Here is a 17544-nt window from a genome sequence, read left to right on the forward strand (position 1 = left end):
TGTTCGATGTGTGGCATTGTGTCTCTGTCCGGCGCGCTCCCTCCCCCTCTGCGCGCCGGACCCTCCCCTGAGATGGCGTGCCCTCATCACGGCCACAGCGTCGATACCCTAGTTCGCTGTCAACGGTCATCGTGACCCTGGCTCTGGCTCAAAGTCCGGTGCGCCACGAGGCGCTGATGTGTCGGATGGAGTCGAAGAGCGTGTCGGTAGAGCACGAACGGGCGGTCTGCGACGTCAGGGGGTAACCGTCGTCGCGCCGGGAGCTGGCTGCCGGTCGCGCCGAAGCCCTGCGAGTGCTGCCTGCTGGCAGGCGATCCTCGAGACGGCCAGGTCACACGACCGGCGCAGCGATCGAGCCTTAACGCAGAATTATTGCTTCGAGCGCGAGAGGTGCGGATGCGCAATGCCAGGGATCGGGAGTGCTCCTGAGCGGATCAATCACAAACGCACGGCAGGTCACGCTAGCCAGCTCCCCTAAGACGAAGATCGCTCACGATAGCTGCGTGCCCACGATGAGATACGAGCGGATCTGCCGGCTCAATAGGCGGCTACAGCCAGCCTCTCGAACCAGCAGGTCGAGGTTGCGCCATATCCTGCGCCGTACCTCCTCGGGGTTCAGCCCATGAAGCTTAGCGATGGCGAACTCCACCGGTAACACGTTGCCCGGCTGATGGGGTCCAGGCCCCGAGCGGTCGCCATACGGGTGATCAGTCTCCGTGAGCAACCTGTCGAGCGGGATATAGCGAAACACGCCGGGATGGCGAAACATTGCAGCGTTTACTGAGAAGTAGCAGCCGAGTTCAACCGCACGCTTGGTTGCCGCGACGCTGCCAAGCCACCAATGTAGGACGACGCCGGGAATAGGTTGTGCACTCAGTGTGTCTATAAGTAATTCAGTCGCTCGGTAGCTATGCAGGCTAGTAATCCGCGGGTTGTTAGCCAGCACATCGAGCGACCTCCTGAGCGTCTGCAACTGCAGATCAAGCGGAACCTTGGCGCCACCATCAAGACCAAATTCACTCACGAAGGCAGTTTGTTCGATCAAAGTGCGGAACCTGTCAGGGTCGAAGTTCCGTTGAGCGCCAGCTACTCCTGGATGGGTACCGACTCCCCAGACGATCAGCGCATCCTCGCGCCGTAGGGCCTTGCCTGCTTCAGCGAGGGAGCGCGTGGCTACGAAGATTACCGCACCAAGGCTCCGGAGATCATCTTCCGGGGTGGTCGGGTCCACGTGAGCGTGCAGGTCGAGTGGCGGTAGTGCGGACCTCATGGGAACAGTAGCTCCAGCTCGGCCACAGCCCGCTCGCAGATGTCGCGAGCGGAGGCCGTCGAGTAGGTGGCGGGCAAGGTGAGCGACGCGAGGTCGTTGCTGCGCAAACCCCGCGCGAGGAAGGCCCGCAGCGATGGCTCCATTGTCTTCGAGCGCAGGTAGTCGTCGGGCCGGTCGGTGGTGCGCGCGGACAGGTAGTCGGTCCGGTCTTCGACGCCTGAGGCGAGGAAGGATGCGCGTCGTAGCAGGCAGCCAAAGCAGACGCCGCAGTGAGTAAGCGGGGAGATTTTGAGGGCGCGGTGACCGGTGTGGCCGCAGGAGTGGGTGCTGCTCAGGAAGTCGGATGCCGCGTCTTGACCGACAAGTTCGCCGACTTGCCTGAACATCTCGCCTTTGGTCATTCCTGAGAGCGGGTTTTCGATCTGCGCGTGCGCGCCCGCGGCCGAGGCGATGACCGCGAGCTGTTCAAGGAACAGCGGATGTGTGGTGCGAGTGGATACGCTGCCGCGCTGGTCGGCGGTCAACGGCAGATTCAGGGAGGCGAAGCCATTCTCAGGAATCCAGAGCGGCAGACCGTCTATCGAGGCGACGGCCAAGCCGAACGCCAGAAACAGGAACGACCGGGTTCGGGTTGAGGTCTCGTCGGGAAAGCGCGTGCCCTCATACTGCGTCACATGACGCGAGAAGTGGATCTGCTGGTGGAACTGCGCAGGCCCGTCGACCAGCTCGGCTATACGCTCGGCAACACGTTGCTGAACCGGCGCCAACGTGGTCAGGCCGACGTGTGACAACAGCACTTGCGGTGCCTTCGCCAAGTCGCAGCGCGATAGCAGCGCGCCGACCGCCGAGTCGGCCCCGCCGCTTTGCAGGACAACGCGTTTTGCGCCTGCGAAGCGGTGTTCCCTCACTTGCTCGTCCGGCGCCGCGGCCTTGTGGAAATCCAGGGCCCAGGTGTCACCCGAAAGGAACCCGAGGAGGCCCTGGAGTTGAGTTCGCACCAGCTCCCACCGGGATGGATCCGAGACTGGCACATTGAGCGACAGGTCACGCCGAGACCAGGTCGCAGAACCGACCTGCCGCCGGGTCGAGCGGTCTGCGGCGTAGACCATGACGGCCAGGCGAACGAGATCGATGTTGAGTTCAGTCACCGGGCCGAGCGCGCCGAGGGATGGTCCGAGAGCTTCATACCTAGGCAGCAATGTAGACACGAATGAATCAGTGGCACTGTCCGGCACCCAGAAGAAGTGACGTCGTGCGTCATCTGGTGAAATGCGCTCCTTTGGAAGCTGGAAGCTCATAGAGTAGTCGACCATCAGTTGTTCCCCCAGATGGCGTGCATCGTCTCAATGCCGTCGGCGATGGCCTTCTCGAACTCGGCAGGCGTTGCTCCGCCTGGCGATAGATCGGCTCGGAAAGCCCATGCCTGGGTGGCTTCACGAAGCTGGCGCTCAGCCTCGCCGGTCGTCCAGGGCGAGCGTTCGCCATTGTGTACCTTGGCGGCTGTTTCGGTGCTGATGGCCTCGAAGATGATGCAGGCGATCGTCTCACGAACGATTTCGTCTGGCGCGGGCACAGCGCCGTCGACACTCGCTTCCAGGACGTACTGCGCGACCTGAGCCGCGACGACGCGCTGTTCCTCCTCCTCGATAGTGCCATCCGGCAAGGGGCCGCATGCAGCGACCATGATCTGCCGTGCGACATCAGCGATGTCGGAGTTGACGCGCAGACTCTCGTAGTCGAGACCGAACTCTCGACGCAGCAAGTCGGCATTGCCGGTGCGCAGGGCGTAGGCAGCAGCTGCGGCCCGGCCTGCGGTACGGGATGAGCCGGCCACGGTTCGTTGTGCGCCGCCGCGCGTCCCGCCGCCTGTACCGCCTGTTCCTCCACCGCCAGGCCCGTCGGCTCGGCCCCCAGAACGCGATGCAAAGAGACCGAGTGCAGGCAGAAGCTGCTGTGGCCGGATCGGGGGAATCTCCGGCCCATTTGGCGGCTGGTCAAGTAGCCCGATATCGCCAGGCGGCGACAGATCGGGTAAAGAGTCCAACCAGTCGTCGATGTTCTGCCGCAAGTCGCTTCCCGGCTTACCACCCCCACCGCTATAGGAGCCCTTGGTGCCCATGACTAGATCTGCTCCTTGGTGAGCGGCTTCAGGGTGTTCTTGACAGGCCCTTCCGGTGCGGTAGCAAACCAGTGATCAAACACCTCGCCGAAGACTGCTCGGTCCTCCGGCTTGAACAAAAGCAGCGCACCTGGTTCCAGGTCGGATGGTGGTATGGCACGCAGCCGACCACAGGCGGTATCCGCGATCTGCGGGTGCCGCTTGACGATGCGCATGATGCCGAGCATGGCCGCCTGTTGTTCGGTAGGCCGGTCACGAGCCGCAAGCGCAAGGTGCCGGATCAGCACTTCGGCATCCGCTTCCGTCAGGATGGCGATGTCATCGTCGGAGACGGCCTTCTGCTGGGCGCGGATGCTCGACACCAGTTTCGCTGCGACGTCGCGCAGGCGCGCGGGTAGCCCCTCGTCCAGCAGTGGCTTGCCACTGAAGGATGCTGCCAGGAATAGATATGGGGCAAGGTCTTCACCGGATAGCTCACTTGGCGTGAGCTTGGCCCAGCGAATGAGATCATCAGTGAAGGAGGACGTGGGCTCCGGTTCGGTCGCCTTGGCCGAGTACCTTGTCCTGGTTTTCGGCTTAATGTCATCCGCTACCGCTTCCGCAGGCTGAGCGTGTTGCTCTTCTTCCGGCTGCGGTGGTCGGCCAGCTGCTGTTTCAAGCGCCCGGATCTGCTCGCGCAGCTCGCCCTTGGCCAGCCACTCCAGCACCTTGGCGAAGTCATCGGGCAGCAGCACCTCGAGCACCATGAGCTTGGCCACGATGTCAGCATCTAGCGTGATGCCGCGACGACTCGCAACGGACTGACGGACACGCAGGTCGTTAAGGAAGCGCTTGATCCGCCGAGGATTCCCACGCAGCTTCTCGTAAAGGATCGGTGTCAACCGCGAGGCCAGTGTCAGCTCGACCGAGATGTCCAGGCTGGTGTTCACTGCGGGCAGGTCATCGAGGACGCCAGCTTCGCGGCGCAACGCTGCACAGCGCTCGACATACGGCAAGAGCTGCGCCTCTTCAAGGCGGGCCTTGAGCTGGAGCTGCACGATGTACGCCTCAGTGTCAAAGCGGCTGAGCGCTGGTAACGGCACAGTAGTCTGTACGATCTTGTGCAGGTAGAGATCTGCAGGGTGTTCAAGCTGCCCATCTGGCGCTTGCTCGTTGGTGGGACCGTTTGAGAACCGTTCACGGAGTGCATCCGCAACCCGCTTCTCGTCGGCTGCGATGACGAATGCCATCTTTGGCACGGCCAGGAACAGCCGAATGGTTTCCAGCGTGTCCACAACTGTCGGGTAGAGACAGCGGTCAAGGTCGTCCACCAAGACAACCACACGGACGAGATGTCTCAACTCCTTCGAGCCCATCAGCTCTTCGAACTCGGTGTGGAACTCGGCGAGGCCGCGGCTCTCAGGCTCCTTCGAATCTCCGCCGCCGCCCTTCTTGACCAAGCTCGTCAAGTCGTCCACCGAGGGGAGTTGGAGCGCCAGGGATGCCTTAGCCGCCACCTGAAGAGCTTTTGACCAGTCAACCCGGTTCCGGAGTTTGGTCAGCAGTGTCTTGGCTTTGCCGACGGTTCCTTCGATATCTTCGACCTCGCCAGCAAGCTTGCTCAGAACCTCCCCAATCAGGGTCTCTTTTGCCCCGGCGGTCGGGTCGTAGCGCCACGGATCGGTCCGGATCAGAAGGATCTTTTGTTCGTTTGGGAGGTGACGACCATCCAGGTCAGCTTCGATGAGCCGCAAGATCGTGGTCTTGCCACTACCCCACGCACCAGACACGCCAATAGCCAGCGGATCGAGAGTGTCATCCAATACGGCGTCGACCACCGTGCCAGCCACAGCATCGAACGACAGCAGGTCGTCTTTAGTCGGCTCATCCGACCACAGGCCAGAAGACCGAGTCGCCGTCATGCCTGCGCCCCGCTTGAACGCACGCCCGGGCCGCGGAATTCAATAATGAGATAATTCATATTATATTCTCTATTGCGCGCATCGCATCATACTATTACCCAATTTTGAAGGTTTCTCATGCTTCTTGAATTGAGACACTTGCCAGACTCCTTTCGTTGCTCCTGTTAGGGACGCTTAGTCGCGACATCTCTGGCCCCATGGTGCCGAGCGGCGATCGCCACACTGCGCGGACATTGGTGAAGTCGTTGTCAGGGTGCGCGCCGTTACGCTAAGAAACCATGAGAGCCATAGATCGACCGCTTCGGCGGCTTTCGCGGCTGCGCGTGCCGCCACGTGCGGTTGTGGACGAACCGTAACAAAGGCGACCTCGAGCCCCCGGACACCGAGAAGGAGCTTCCTCCGTGAGCCGGTCCGGAGTCTGCAGGCCGCCTGGCCTGCGGGTCGCCTGCGGTTTCGGGCGGCGCACTTCGTCCGGCATTCGTCATCGGAAACGCGACATCGAAGACACCTCGACGCCTTCGACGGACCTTCCACCGAGATCGGCCTGACGTGGTCGTGCCTAGCTATTGGCCGCGTGCGCGAGCTCACGTGTCCACCCCGATCGTGCAGGTCGGAGCCAGGAGCGCGCCCTGGATACTGGTCCACCTTCGCCGAATGCGCCACTTCTCGGAGTCCAGTTCCGTCGGGACACCGAGAGACCTACGGCCTGTTTCCACGATCGCGCACTCCGCGCCCTCATGTAACTTTCTTATAAACCGACTCGAGTGGACTTTCTTTTTCCTTTAAGTATGAATTATTCAAGAAGTAGACCATCCGCTTGCGCAGGTCCGTTGACCATCGATCGACAACTACGCGCGCAAAGTCACACCGGACGAGCTTCAATTCTTTCAACTCACTGATGCCACGCTGCCAAGTGTCATCTTTAACCAACATGCGATCACGATCCCAAGAGGATACGTGCACTCCCTGATCATCCGGCTTACCGGCAAGCATCAGGCGCAAGCAGAGGTAGACGTACAAGGCCCGGGCGGACATGACGTTGATCCAGCCGTGCGACCACAGCTCCAACGGAATCGTGATCCACGGCGCCCTAGTTTCACCCGGTGGATGCGTGACCTCGATTTGCGCTCCCCGCCCGCGGATCTTCTCTCGCGAGATCCAGCGAACTCCAGCGGAGTCTGCTGCCCCCAGCGCAGCCATGGCCCGCTTGACCCGCCGCGTTCCACTACCCGGTATTGGATCGGCATCGTTCAGTTCCTCGTAGCCAAGAAGTTCCGCCCAGTAGTGGTCCGGCACGATTCTGTACATCACATGCGGCGACCCGCGAGTCAGCATCACCAGCGTTAGGTAGATCTTCAACGGCACTTCCCCCATGCCGAAAAGCCTCGACAATCCTGTCGACGTTTCGTCCCGACTTTGCACCCTCGCGAACCCCTCGACCAGCTGAACGGTGCTACGGCGGCCAGATTTCTTGACCGCGTCTTCCAACAGCCTCTTGGCGGTGACAGTCACGGATCCCACATGGCCCTCCTCGAACTCGTCGACCATCTCAGCGGCCTCGACCGCCATCACGAGGTTACGGGGTAACGGGGTTAAGTGCTACGCGATCTGCCCAGTTCAGATACCTCAAAGTGGCCGCTCAAATAGTGGATCAACCCGCCTATTCTGTCTGAATCTACCGCAGCCCCCGCCTCAACCGCCCGCTGATAGCGTTCTTTTCGGCGGCCTTCATGGTGCTTTGCGAAGGTTGCGATCGAGCGACAGCAAGCAGGACTATCGAGAGGGTCAGGCCCCGAGAGGGCGTAGTCCTCGCCGCCGCAGGGCAGTCGATACCGCAACAGGAGCACCATGTTTCGAAACCGCAATCACGAACCCCGCCCACTGCTTCACGTCGCGGTCAGCGGGCTCATCGCAGGACTCGTACGAAGCTTGATTGACTCCGTACTGCGTCACCTCAATCTGTAAGTTCGCCAATCCGGGGCGTCGATTGCGAAGCGACGCCCCGGGCGCTTTGCCCCTATCCAAGCTGCGCATCGTTCCGGCGTGACCGTGGTTGCCTGGCCAGACTCGATGGTGGGCGTACCGCGTCGATCTTCTTGAGGCCATCGCCTCCGAGGGCGTCGACGATGTGCCGGACCGTTTTCAAGTAGGCGCGGTACTTCAGGTAACTGAAGGTCGGCACCGTCAAACCCGGCAGCGCGGATGCTACGACGGTCAAAATGTTCACGAGCATGCTTGCAGGACCCTCCAGGGGATGGTCCTGGTGCTCATCTCCAAGCGGCTACGGCCGGCGCTCTCCTGTGATGACTGGGGCGCTCAGACGCCTACGGCCCGGGACGGGCCTGATGTAGCTCGAGCAAACAGTATTGGGTTTGGACGCACTAGTATACCTGATTCGCCGCCATCCTCACGAGCGCGCAGTCCACTGCGTGTCCGGCACGATGATCGTCTGGCGGGCGTAACCGCGTTGAACGGCTTCGTCGTAGTGATGCAGCCAGTCCTCGGGCAATGAGGAAGGGGGCGGGAAATCCATAGCCTCGGCCATGCCCATGAGCAACCCGATCTGGATGCGTCCCGTTCCATGTCTGCAGCTCGCGAATATGAAGTCCTTCGAGCCACGGCCGCCGTCCCAGGCCCAATGGACGATGGCCGCCGCATCTCGACCAGGGACCGAATCGCCCAACCAGACGTAGCGGACCCCCGTCTGTGGATCTCCTCGCCGGAACACCCGGCCGAGCAGGCATCCCTTTGCCGGGCACCGGACCACGAACGCCGTCATCTTTTTCTGCGCTACCGGGTGAAGGTCGACGTACCACTTCGCGAGCCGTTCGGACTCCTCGCGCCACCGGCGGCGATTCTCCAGCGTGCGGATCGGCTGGCCGTTGCCGTCGCGAGCGTTGATCGGATCAGCTTCTTCGCGCCTCACGAACTCGCGCGTGCGCGCTCCATCGACCTCGTCCCTGAACCTGAGCCGCTCGCGGCGTGGACCTCTGCCCATAAGAGACAGCATGCCTCGCCAGGACTCTGGGGGCACGTCATGCCCGTCAGCATCCGACCGAGTCGCACTCCTCCTGCCCAGAACATCGCCCGTACCGCAGACAGACTCGACCCGAAATCGGCACGCCTGTGAAAACGGAGACGAAACGGAGCCCAATGGCGCCGAGGAAAACATGAACAAGACTCGGGAAACGCGACATATCGCCAGGTCAAGGATTATGTTGATCTTGAGCCGCCAAGGGGGCTCGAACCCCTGACCTTCTGTTTACAAGACAGATGCTCTACCAGCTGAGCTATAGCGGCCTTGCCCAGGACAGCCTGGGCAAGGCCAGTATATCGGCGCCCGTTCAGCCGTCCGCAGGGCGCACCCGGGGGTCACCGGCCACCGCCCGGAAGGCGTGCGCGAACGTCACGGCGGTCGCCGGGTCGCGGCGGTCGGCGACGTAGTACCAGTTCATCCGGGCGGCTTCCGGGGTCACTTCGAGGACGCCGGGGCCGTGCGAGTCGAGTTCGACGAAGCGCACGTGCGGGTTCAGCGCGCGGATCGCGGCCTCGACCTTCAGCGAGCCGGTCCGCGGCGGGACGCCGAGCTGCTCGTCGATGTTGTCGGAGGTGACCGACGGGCAGACGAACTCCACGGCGACGCTCGTCCCGTCGCGCGGCACGTCGTTCGCCCACGACGAGTGGACGTCGCCGGTCAGGAACACCGTGTTGCCCCGGCCCTGTGCCGCGATGGTGTCGAGGACCCGGCGACGATCCTCGGTGTAGCCGTCCCACTGGTCGGTGTTCACCGTGGTCGGCTGGCCGTCGAGCAGGTCGTCGAGCGCGAGCCGCTCGCGGGTGGGCAGCGCGGGGATCTCGATCGGCGTGACCATCACCGAATTCCCGATCAGGTTCCAGGTCGCGGTCCCGCGGGCGAGGCCGTCGAGGAACCACTCGCGTTGCTCGGCGCCGAGGATGGTGCCGCCCGTCCCCGGAGCCGGGCCGGGCTGCCGGGTCCGGTACGTCCGCAGGTCCAGCATGGTGAGGTCGGCCAGCTTCCCGAACTTCAGCCGCCGGTACAGCCGGTCGCCACGGTGCCGCACCGGCATCCATTCGAAGTACGCCTGGTGCGCGGCCCGCATCCGGTCCACCCAATCGCCTTCGGTCGCCGGGTCGTGTGACGGCGAGCCGCCGGACCAGGCGTTGTCGGCGGCCTCGTGGTCGTCCCAGGTCGCGACCATCGGGTGACGGGCGTGAAGCCGGCGGAGGTGTTCGTCGGTCTTGTACATCGCGTGGCGTTGCCGGTAGTCCCCCAGGGTGATCAACTCGTTGGGCGGTACCGAAGGGCGGAGATCACTTGCAGGGTTGGGATTCCCCTCATAGAGGTAGTCACCCAGGTGGATGAAGGCGTCGAGGTCGTCACGGTCGGCCAAACAGCCGTAGGGGGCGAAGTGACCGACAGCCCAGTTGGCACACGAGGCCACGCCGAACCGCAGGCTCGCGACGTCCTGGTCATGAGAAGGCGCAGTGCGTGTCCGCCCGGCCGGCGAGACCTCCCCCTGAGCCGTGAAGCGGTACCAATACGCCGTCGACGCGCACAGCCCGCCCGCTGTCACCTTCACCGTGTGGTCGCGTTCCGGCCCCGTCCGGACGTGACCGCGAGCGACGACGCGCGTGAATCCGGCGTCGTCGGCCACCTCCCACCGGACGCCCACGGGCATCCCTTTTCCGGATCCCGGAACCGCGTCCGGCGAGGGGGTGACACGGGTCCAGAGGAGCACCGAATCGGGCATCGGATCGCCCGACGCCACCCCGTGCGCGAAAACCGGGGCCTCCGCCCCGCTAGATGCACCCGAAAGGGTGAATGCCGCCGCTGTTCCGGCGGCGGTGACCCCGGCCGCGCGAAGAACGGATCTCCTGCTCACAGAGGACGCCATGGCATGCAGTGTGCCGTAAACCGGCACGCCCGTGATGATCTTCCTCCGACGTGGTGGACGCCACTTCGGGTTTCCTGCAACGGTCGAGGCACCGGCCCCGATGCTCCTCGGGAAAGTCCCTCGAACCAGAGTGAGGAGGTGGATCGATCATGAAGATCAACGAGCACACCACGGGAGCCCAGCGGGGCGAACAGAGCGGGCACAGTGCCGAAAAGAACCAGGACGAAACACCCGAACGTGGCGAATGGCTGCTGGAAGCGCCGCGCCAACGTGACGGAGAGCGATCGATCCCCCAGGCCCGCTCGCACCGGCCCAATCTGCTGCGCCGCCGCGCCTGGCAGATCCTCGAGGCGCCGACGGCGGAGCAGCCCGCGGTCGAGGCCGACGAGGCGATGGGCCCGAAGCCGCCCGACGACTCGACGGTCAACTTCGTCCTGGACCTCGCCCTGCGCATCGGCGAGGTCCAGATGTCGAGCGGCGCCGGCGCCTCCGACGTCACGGCGACGATCATCGCGCTGACCTCCGCGCTCGGCCTCCCGCACTGCGAGGTCGACGTGATCTTCACGTCGATCACGGTGACCTGCCACCGCGGCACCGACATGGCCCCGGTGACGGCGCTGCGCGTGGTCCGCTCGCGCAGCCTCGACTACACGCGGCTCACGCAGACCGAGACGCTGGTCCGCCGGATCGTCCGGGGAAACATCGGCGCCGAAGAGGCCCAGCAGGTCCTCCAGCGGATCACCTCCGCGCCGCACCCGTACCCCCGCTGGGTGGCCACGGCCGCCTGGGGCGGGCTGGCCGCGTTCATCACCCTGATCCTCGGCGGCAGCATCGACGTCGCGCTGGTCGCGCTCGTGATCAGCGCGGTCATCGACCGGCTCGGCCGGTTCCTCAACCGCTTCGCGCTGCCGTTCTTCTTCCAGCAGGTGATCGGCGGACTGGTCGCGACCCTGTCGGCGATGGCGATAGTCAGCAGCAATCTGCTCACCACGGACAAACCCACGCTGGTCGTCGCGGCGGCCGTCACCGTGCTGCTGTCCGGTCTCTCCACGGTTTCCGCCGTGCAGGACGCCATCACGGGCTATTACGTCACGGCGGCCGGGCGCACGATGGAAACCGCGCTGATGAGTGCCGGACTGATCGCGGGCGTGGTGCTGGCGCTGAAGATCGCGGTGCTGCTCGGTCTTCCGCTGACGCCGCTGCCCGAGGTCGTCTCGTCGACGCCGCAGGACCTGCCGATCATCATCTTGGGCAGCGTCGGCGCGTCGGCCTGCTTCGCGCTGGCCTCGTACTCGACGCTGCGCGCGATGATCGTCGCGGGAGCGGCGGGCGCCATCGGCGGTGCGGTCTACGGCGCCTTGATGCTGACCGACTTCCAGGCCGTCAGTTCGTCCGCCGTGGCCGCCACGCTGGTCGGTTTCTGCGGTGGCGTGCTCGCCAGGCGGCTCAAGGTGACCCCCCTGGTGGTGGCTGTGTCCGGCATCACGCCGCTCCTCCCCGGTCTCTCCACCTATCGTGGTCTATACCAATTGGGCGTCGAGCCCGGCGGGAACATCTCGACGCTGATGACCGCGGTCGCGATCGGGCTTGCCCTGGCAGCGGGTGTGGTACTCGGCGAATACCTCGCGCAGCCGGTGCGGACGGGCCTCGGCAGGCTCGAACGCAAGTTCGCCGGGCCGAGGATGGCGGGCCCGATGGAACCCGCCGAACGACGCTTGGAGTGATCGCTCGCCGACCGGCCGTGGCCTCCTCGCGCGATAGGGTTTCCGCTTAGGGCAGCGACCCGCGAATCGAGGGAGCGGCTGGTGGACGAAGTGATTGCCGAGACGAGCAGAACGGCCTCCGCGGATTTCGTGGTGGTCGCGAACAGGCTCCCGGTGGACCTCGAACGGACCGCCGACGGAAGCAGGCGCTGGACGGCGAGCCCTGGCGGGCTGGTGTCCGCGCTCGAACCGTTCCTGCGGTCACGCAAGGGAGCCTGGGTCGGGTGGCCGGGTGTGCCCGACGTCGACGTCGAGGAGTTCGACGACGACGGCTTGGTGCTGCACCCGGTCTCCCTGACGTCGGACGACGTCCGCGACTACTACGAGGGCTTCTCCAACGCGACGCTCTGGCCGCTGTACCACGATGTGGTGGAGCGGCCGGTGTTCGACCGGAGCTGGTGGGAGTCCTACGTCCGGGTGAACCGGCGCTTCGCCGAGGCGAGCGCGAAGGTCGCCGCCGAGGGCGCGACCGTGTGGATCCAGGACTACCAGCTGCAGCTGGTGCCGGCGATGCTCCGCGAACTGCGGCCCGACCTGCGGATCGGGTTCTTCCTGCACATCCCGTTTCCCCCGGTCGAGTTGTTCATGCAGATGCCGTGGCGGACCGAGATCGTCCGCGGCCTGATCGGGGCCGACCTCGTCGGCTTCCACCGGCCGGGTGGCGCGCAGAACTTCCTCTGGCTGGCGCGGCAGCTGGCGGGCCTGGAGTCCAGCCGGGGCGCGGTCGGCATCCGCACCCGTCCCGGCCTGATGCAGGTCGGCGACCGCACGGTGCGGGTCGGCGCGTTCCCGATCTCCATCGACGCCATCGGCCTCGACAAACTCGCCAAGACCAAGGGCGTCGCCGAACGCGCCGCCCAGCTGCGGCGTGACCTCGGCAACCCGAAGAAGGTCCTGCTCGGCGTCGACCGGCTCGACTACACCAAGGGCATCGACCTGCGGTTGCAGGCGTTGCACGAGCTGCTGCACGAAGGCCGCGTCCGGCCGGAGGACGTGACGTTCGTCCAGCTGGCCACCCCGAGCCGCGAACGCGTCGAGCACTACCAGCGGATGCGCGGGGACATCGAGCAGATGGTCGGGCGGATCAACGGGGAGTTCGCCCGCGTGGGTCACCCGGTCGTGCATTATCTGCACCAGTCCGTGAACCGGACGGAGCTGGCCGCGTTCTTCTCCGCGGCCGATGTCATGGTGGTCACTCCCCTGCGTGACGGGATGAACCTCGTCTGCAAGGAGTACGTCGCCTGCCGCCACGACCTGGGCGGGGCGCTCGTGCTTTCGGAGTTCGCCGGCGCCGCGGCGGAGCTCACCAGCGCGCTCCTGGTCAACCCCCATGACCTGGACGGGGTGAAGAACGCCTTGGAGACTGCCATTACGCTCGACCCCGCAGAGGGACGCCGCCGTATGCGCGCCATGCGTCGACAGGTCCTCACGCATGACGTCGACCGCTGGGCGCGCTCGTTCCTCCAAGCGCTCGGCGCCGAACCGGCCGACTGATTCCCCATCCCCCGCTACGTTCCCGAGGAGAAATCGTTGACCGCCGAGGCACTGCCCGCCGAGCTGCGGCGCGCGATCGTCCAGGTCGCGCGCACCCCGCGGTTGCTGGTCGCCTGCGACTACGACGGCACGCTGGCTCCGATCACGGCCAACCCGGACGAAGCCCGGCCGCTGCCCGAATCGGTAGGCGCGCTCAGGTCGCTGGCCGGCCTGCACGAGACGACCACCGCGGTCATCTCCGGCCGCGCGCTGCGTGATCTCGCCACCCTGTCCCGTCTCCCGGCCGAGGTGAACCTGGTCGGCAGCCACGGGTCCGAATTCGACATCGGCTTCATCCACGCGCTCGACGACAAGGCCCGCGAGCTGCACAGACGCCTCGAAGCCGAACTGGAGAACCTGGTGCTCGACGTGCCGGGCGTCTCACTCGAGGTCAAGCCCGCGAGCATCGCGGTACACGTCCGCCGCGCCGAGCACGAGGCGGGCCGCCGGGTCCTTCGCGACGTCCACAATGGACCCGCGCGGTGGGAGGGCGTGTCCACGACCGACGGCAAGGAGGTCGTCGAGCTCGCGGTCGTCCAGACGGACAAGGGCCGTGCGCTGGACACCCTGCGCCACCAGGTCGGCGCGACGGCCGCGGTCTTCCTCGGCGACGACGTCACCGACGAGAAGGCGTTCGCCCGGATCTCCGGCCCGGACCTCGGCGTGAAGGTCGGCGACGGCGAAAGCCTCGCGCAGTACCGGGTCCCGGACACCGTCGACGTCGCGATGGCGCTCGCCTTCCTCCTCGAAGAGCGGCGCAACTGGCTGTACGGCGAGCAGGCTCCGCCGATCGAGCGGCTTTCCATGCTGGCCAACGAACGCTCGGTCGCGCTGGTCACGCCGGACGCCCGGCTGACCTGGCTGTGCCACCCCGGCCCCGACGCGCCCGCGATCTTCGCGGACCTGCTCGGCGGTGCCGGCGCCGGCCACTTCTCGATCAAACCGCACCGCAACGGCCTGCCGCTCGGGCAGCGTTACCTGCCGAACACGATGACGGTCGAGACCCGCTGGTCGCGGCTGCTCGTCACCGACTACCTCGAGCCGGAGAGCCCCGCGCACCGCACGGATCTCGTCCGGGTGATCTCGGGCGAGGCGGCGACGGAGATCGTGTTCGCGCCGCGGCCCGAATTCGGTGGTGTGCCGGTGAAGCTGGTCGCCCAGGGCGACGGGCTCCTGGTGCAGGGCACCTCGGAGCCGTTCGCGCTGCGTTCGCCCGGCGTCGAGTGGGAGATCACCTCCGACGGCATGAACGACACCGCGACGGCGCTCGTCACCCCGACCCCGGACAACCCGGTGGTGCTCGAACTCCGTTGCGGCACTTCGGATCTCGGTGCGCACGAATTGTCCGAAGTGGACCGTCGGGCCCGCGCGGGCGACTACTGGAGCAGCTGGGCGCGGACGCTCAAGCTGCCCAGCGTCCAGACCGACCTCGTCGGCCGCTCGGCGCTCACGCTGCGCGGGCTGGTGAACACCGACACCGGCGGCGTACTCGCGGCGGCGACGTCCTCGCTGCCGGAGGAGATCGGCGGCGTCCGGAACTGGGACTACCGCTACTGCTGGATCCGCGACGCGGCGATGACCGTGCGCGAACTGGTCCACCTCGGCTCGACCGAGGAGGCCGAAGGCTACCTCCGCTGGCTGCACGGCGTGCTGTCCACTTTGGCCGGTCCGGAGCGGCTGCACCCGCTGTACACCTTGGCGGGCAGCGTGATCGGTGCCGAAGCGGTCATCGAGTCGCTGCCCGGGTACGCCGGTTCGCGGCCGGTCCGCGTCGGCAACCTGGCGAACCACCAGGTTCAGCTGGACGTGTTCGGCCCGGTCGTCGAACTCGTGCAGACGCTGGCGGCGGCGCGCGGCGAACTCCGCGACGAGGACTGGCAGATGGTGCGCGCGATGGCCGAGGCCGTCACGCGGCGCTGGAACGAGCCGGACCACGGCATCTGGGAAGAGCGGCACGTGCCGCGCCACCGCGTGTATTCGCGGGTGATGTGCTGGGTGACCATCGACCGGGCGATCAAGCTCGGCGAGGTCTACGGCCGTGCGGTGCCGGGCGCGTGGCCGACGCTGCGTGACGAGATCGCCGCGGACGTCCTGGAGAAGGGCTGGAACGAAGAGGTCCAGGCCTTCACCACGGCGTACGACGGAACGGATCTCGACGCCGCCTCGCTGTTCGTCGGGCTGACCGGGCTGATCGATCCGGCCGACCCGCGCTTCCAGTCCACGGTGACCGCGATCGAGGCGGAACTGCGCAGTGGGTCCACTGTGTACCGTTACCGCCGCGACGACGGCCTTCCCGGCGGTGAGGGCGGTTTCCACATCTGCGCGGCCTGGCTCATCGAGGCGTACCTGCTCACCGGGCGGCGCACCGAGGCCGAGGAACTGTTCACGCAGATCGTCGACGCCGCGGGCCCGACCGGGCTGCTGCCCGAGCAGTTCGACCCGATCGCGGAGCGCTCGCTGGGCAACCACCCGCAGGCGTACTCGCACATCGGGCTGATCCGCTGCGCGAACCTGCTTTCCCAGTAACTCGCTCACGGTGCCGTGAAGGCCTCCCTCCCTACCCTCAAGGTAGCGAAGGAGGCCTTCACGACCTCCGGGGTCAGGCACGCCCGAGGCGAGCGTCGCGAAAGCCACTTTCGGGACATCTGACGTCCCGAAAGTGGCTTTCGCGACACCTCCGGACCGCGGGCGACGCGTGAAAGTCCCTGTCAGCCGCCGGCGACCGACGGGATGATCTGGACTTCCTTCACCTCCGCGAGCGAAGTCTTGGCACCGTCCAGACGGCGGCATTCCTCACCGTCCACATAGAAGTTCACGTATCGCCGCAGCGCGCCGGTCTCGTCGCGCAGGCGGCGTTCCAGCGCGGGATACCCGGCGCCGAGCGAGTCCAGGACGCCGTCGAGCGTCGAAGCCTCGACTTCGAGCTCGCCGCGGCCGTCCGCGAGTTGTCGCAGCATCGCGGGCAACAGGACCCGGACCACCTAGACCACCTGGGCCCGCACGCACAGCACGTCCGGCAGATGCGCGGCGACCTGATGCCAGGTGTCGCCTTCGTCGGGACTCGCCCACACTTCACCGGATCGCGTGCCGAAGTAGATGCCGTCCCGCGAGTCCACGCACATCCCGTCCCGCAGCACTCCCGCGTAGAACCCCTTGTCCGGCAAGCCGTTCCCGAGACCTGTCCAGGTCTCGCCGGCGTCCTCGCTGCGGTAGACCCGGCAACGGCCCTCTGGCGGGAAACGGAGAACGTCGGCCACCAAGGGGAAGTTGTAGACGGTGTCCGGTTTGGACGGATGGACGACCATGGCGAAACCGAAGTCGTTCGGCAGGCCGCCGGCGATCGACCGCCAGGTCTTCGCGTCGTCGTCGCTGCGGTAGACACCGCCGTGGTTCTGCAGGAAGAACCGCTCGGGACGCGACGGATGCATCGCGACCTTGTGCACGCACTGCCCGAATTCGGGCTCCTCGTCGGGCAGGAAACCGGCGCTGATGCCGCGGTTGGCCGCCGTCCAGCTCTTGCCGCCGTCCTCGGTGCGGTAGACCCCACCGGTCGACATGGCGACGGTGATCCGCCCCGGATCCGTGGGATGCGGCAGGATCGTGTGGATCATCTGGCCGCCGCCACCGGGAGTCCAGTGTGGACGGTGCTCGTGGTCCCAAAGTCCTCGGACGAGTTCGAAGGTCTCGCCGCCGTCCTCGGACCGGAACAGCGCGGACGGCTCGACACCGGCGTAGACGACGTCCCCGGCGAGCACGATCTGCCAGATGCCTTCGAGCGCGGTCTCCGTGTCGGCGGGGAAGGCGACCGGCGCGTGATCGGGCTGGGCCCAGGTCTCGCCGAAATCCTCCGACGTCGCGATCGTCGGGCCGAAGTGTTCGTTGACCGCGGCCGCGTAGATCTTGGCGGGGGCGAGCGCGACCGCCCGGACGGCCTCCATGGGGAACTTCGGTTCGGAGATCTCCCAGTTCACGCGGTCCTCGCTGCGGGCGAGGAACAAGCCCTTCCTGGTACCGATCCCCAGCTGGAACTCCACGACGCCAT

12 protein-coding genes and 1 tRNA gene are annotated in these 17544 nt (G+C 65.9%); 3 read left to right on the plus strand and 10 right to left on the minus strand.

What is annotated here, in order from left to right:
• Nucleotides 1-490: 490 nt before the first annotated feature.
• From ACZ1DY_RS41165 to ACZ1DY_RS41200, 8 genes are all read right to left on the minus strand, one after another.
• Nucleotides 491-1270: a TatD family hydrolase gene (locus ACZ1DY_RS41165; protein WP_465482939.1), complete on the minus strand. Its 780-nt coding sequence runs from the start codon at nucleotides 1268-1270 to the stop codon at nucleotides 491-493.
• The gene (locus ACZ1DY_RS41170) at nucleotides 1267-2583 is read right to left on the minus strand and encodes a hypothetical protein (RefSeq protein WP_465482940.1); all 1317 of its coding nucleotides are present in this window, start codon (nucleotides 2581-2583) and stop codon (nucleotides 1267-1269) included. The genes ACZ1DY_RS41165 and ACZ1DY_RS41170 overlap by 4 nt, the downstream gene beginning before the upstream one ends.
• Entirely contained in the window at nucleotides 2583-3389 is an 807-nt protein-coding gene (locus ACZ1DY_RS41175) for a hypothetical protein (protein ID WP_465482941.1), read from the minus strand. The genes ACZ1DY_RS41170 and ACZ1DY_RS41175 overlap by 1 nt, the downstream gene beginning before the upstream one ends.
• A gap of 2 nt (nucleotides 3390-3391) precedes the next feature.
• Complete coding sequence (locus ACZ1DY_RS41180; protein ID WP_465482942.1) at nucleotides 3392-5290, minus strand: KAP family P-loop NTPase fold protein; 1899 nt, start codon at nucleotides 5288-5290, stop codon at nucleotides 3392-3394.
• Nucleotides 5291-6025: 735 nt separating this feature from the next.
• Entirely contained in the window at nucleotides 6026-6862 is an 837-nt protein-coding gene (locus ACZ1DY_RS41185; RefSeq protein WP_465482943.1) for a hypothetical protein, read from the minus strand.
• An 835-nt stretch (nucleotides 6863-7697) separates the two neighbouring features.
• Nucleotides 7698-8216 carry a hypothetical protein gene (locus ACZ1DY_RS41190; protein WP_465482944.1) on the minus strand — a complete coding sequence of 173 codons (519 nt, stop codon included), beginning with the start codon at nucleotides 8214-8216 and terminating at the stop codon, nucleotides 7698-7700.
• A gap of 301 nt (nucleotides 8217-8517) precedes the next feature.
• A tRNA-Thr gene (locus ACZ1DY_RS41195) sits at nucleotides 8518-8590 on the minus strand.
• A 44-nt stretch (nucleotides 8591-8634) separates the two neighbouring features.
• Complete coding sequence (locus ACZ1DY_RS41200) at nucleotides 8635-10206, minus strand: alkaline phosphatase D family protein (RefSeq protein WP_465485782.1); 1572 nt, start codon at nucleotides 10204-10206, stop codon at nucleotides 8635-8637.
• Between the two features lie 149 nt (nucleotides 10207-10355).
• On the opposite strand from ACZ1DY_RS41200, the gene ACZ1DY_RS41205 reads away from it, so the two are divergent.
• From ACZ1DY_RS41205 to otsB, 3 genes are all read left to right on the plus strand, one after another.
• On the plus strand, nucleotides 10356-11930 hold the full coding sequence (locus tag ACZ1DY_RS41205; RefSeq protein ID WP_257489658.1) for a threonine/serine exporter family protein: 1575 nt from the start codon (nucleotides 10356-10358) through the stop codon (nucleotides 11928-11930).
• 81 nt (nucleotides 11931-12011) lie between these two features.
• Entirely contained in the window at nucleotides 12012-13463 is a 1452-nt protein-coding gene (locus ACZ1DY_RS41210; RefSeq protein ID WP_465482945.1) for an alpha,alpha-trehalose-phosphate synthase (UDP-forming), read from the plus strand.
• Nucleotides 13464-13499: 36 nt separating this feature from the next.
• A complete protein-coding gene (otsB, locus tag ACZ1DY_RS41215; RefSeq protein WP_465482946.1) occupies nucleotides 13500-16028 on the plus strand; it encodes a trehalose-phosphatase in 2529 nt (842 codons plus the stop codon).
• Nucleotides 16029-16210: 182 nt separating this feature from the next.
• On the opposite strand, the gene ACZ1DY_RS41220 is transcribed toward otsB, so the two are convergent.
• Nucleotides 16211-16483: a MoaD/ThiS family protein gene (locus tag ACZ1DY_RS41220; protein WP_126730248.1), complete on the minus strand. Its 273-nt coding sequence runs from the start codon at nucleotides 16481-16483 to the stop codon at nucleotides 16211-16213.
• A complete protein-coding gene (locus ACZ1DY_RS41225; protein ID WP_465482947.1) occupies nucleotides 16484-17536 on the minus strand; it encodes a WD40/YVTN/BNR-like repeat-containing protein in 1053 nt (350 codons plus the stop codon). It abuts the gene before it with no gap.
• Between the last annotated feature and the right edge of the window lie 8 nt (nucleotides 17537-17544).

The organism is Amycolatopsis sp. PSD-21 (genome assembly GCF_055561455.1).

Coding starts and splice junctions, on each gene's coding strand:
- ACZ1DY_RS41165 (WP_465482939.1), bottom strand. CDS start 1,270: ATGAGGTCCGCACTACCGCCACTCGACCTGCACGCTCACGTGGACCCG.
- ACZ1DY_RS41170 (WP_465482940.1), bottom strand. CDS start 2,583: ATGGTCGACTACTCTATGAGCTTCCAGCTTCCAAAGGAGCGCATTTCA.
- ACZ1DY_RS41175 (WP_465482941.1), bottom strand. CDS start 3,389: ATGGGCACCAAGGGCTCCTATAGCGGTGGGGGTGGTAAGCCGGGAAGC.
- ACZ1DY_RS41180 (WP_465482942.1), bottom strand. CDS start 5,290: ATGACGGCGACTCGGTCTTCTGGCCTGTGGTCGGATGAGCCGACTAAA.
- ACZ1DY_RS41200 (WP_465485782.1), bottom strand. CDS start 10,206: ATGGCGTCCTCTGTGAGCAGGAGATCCGTTCTTCGCGCGGCCGGGGTC.
- ACZ1DY_RS41205 (WP_257489658.1), top strand. CDS start 10,356: ATGAAGATCAACGAGCACACCACGGGAGCCCAGCGGGGCGAACAGAGC.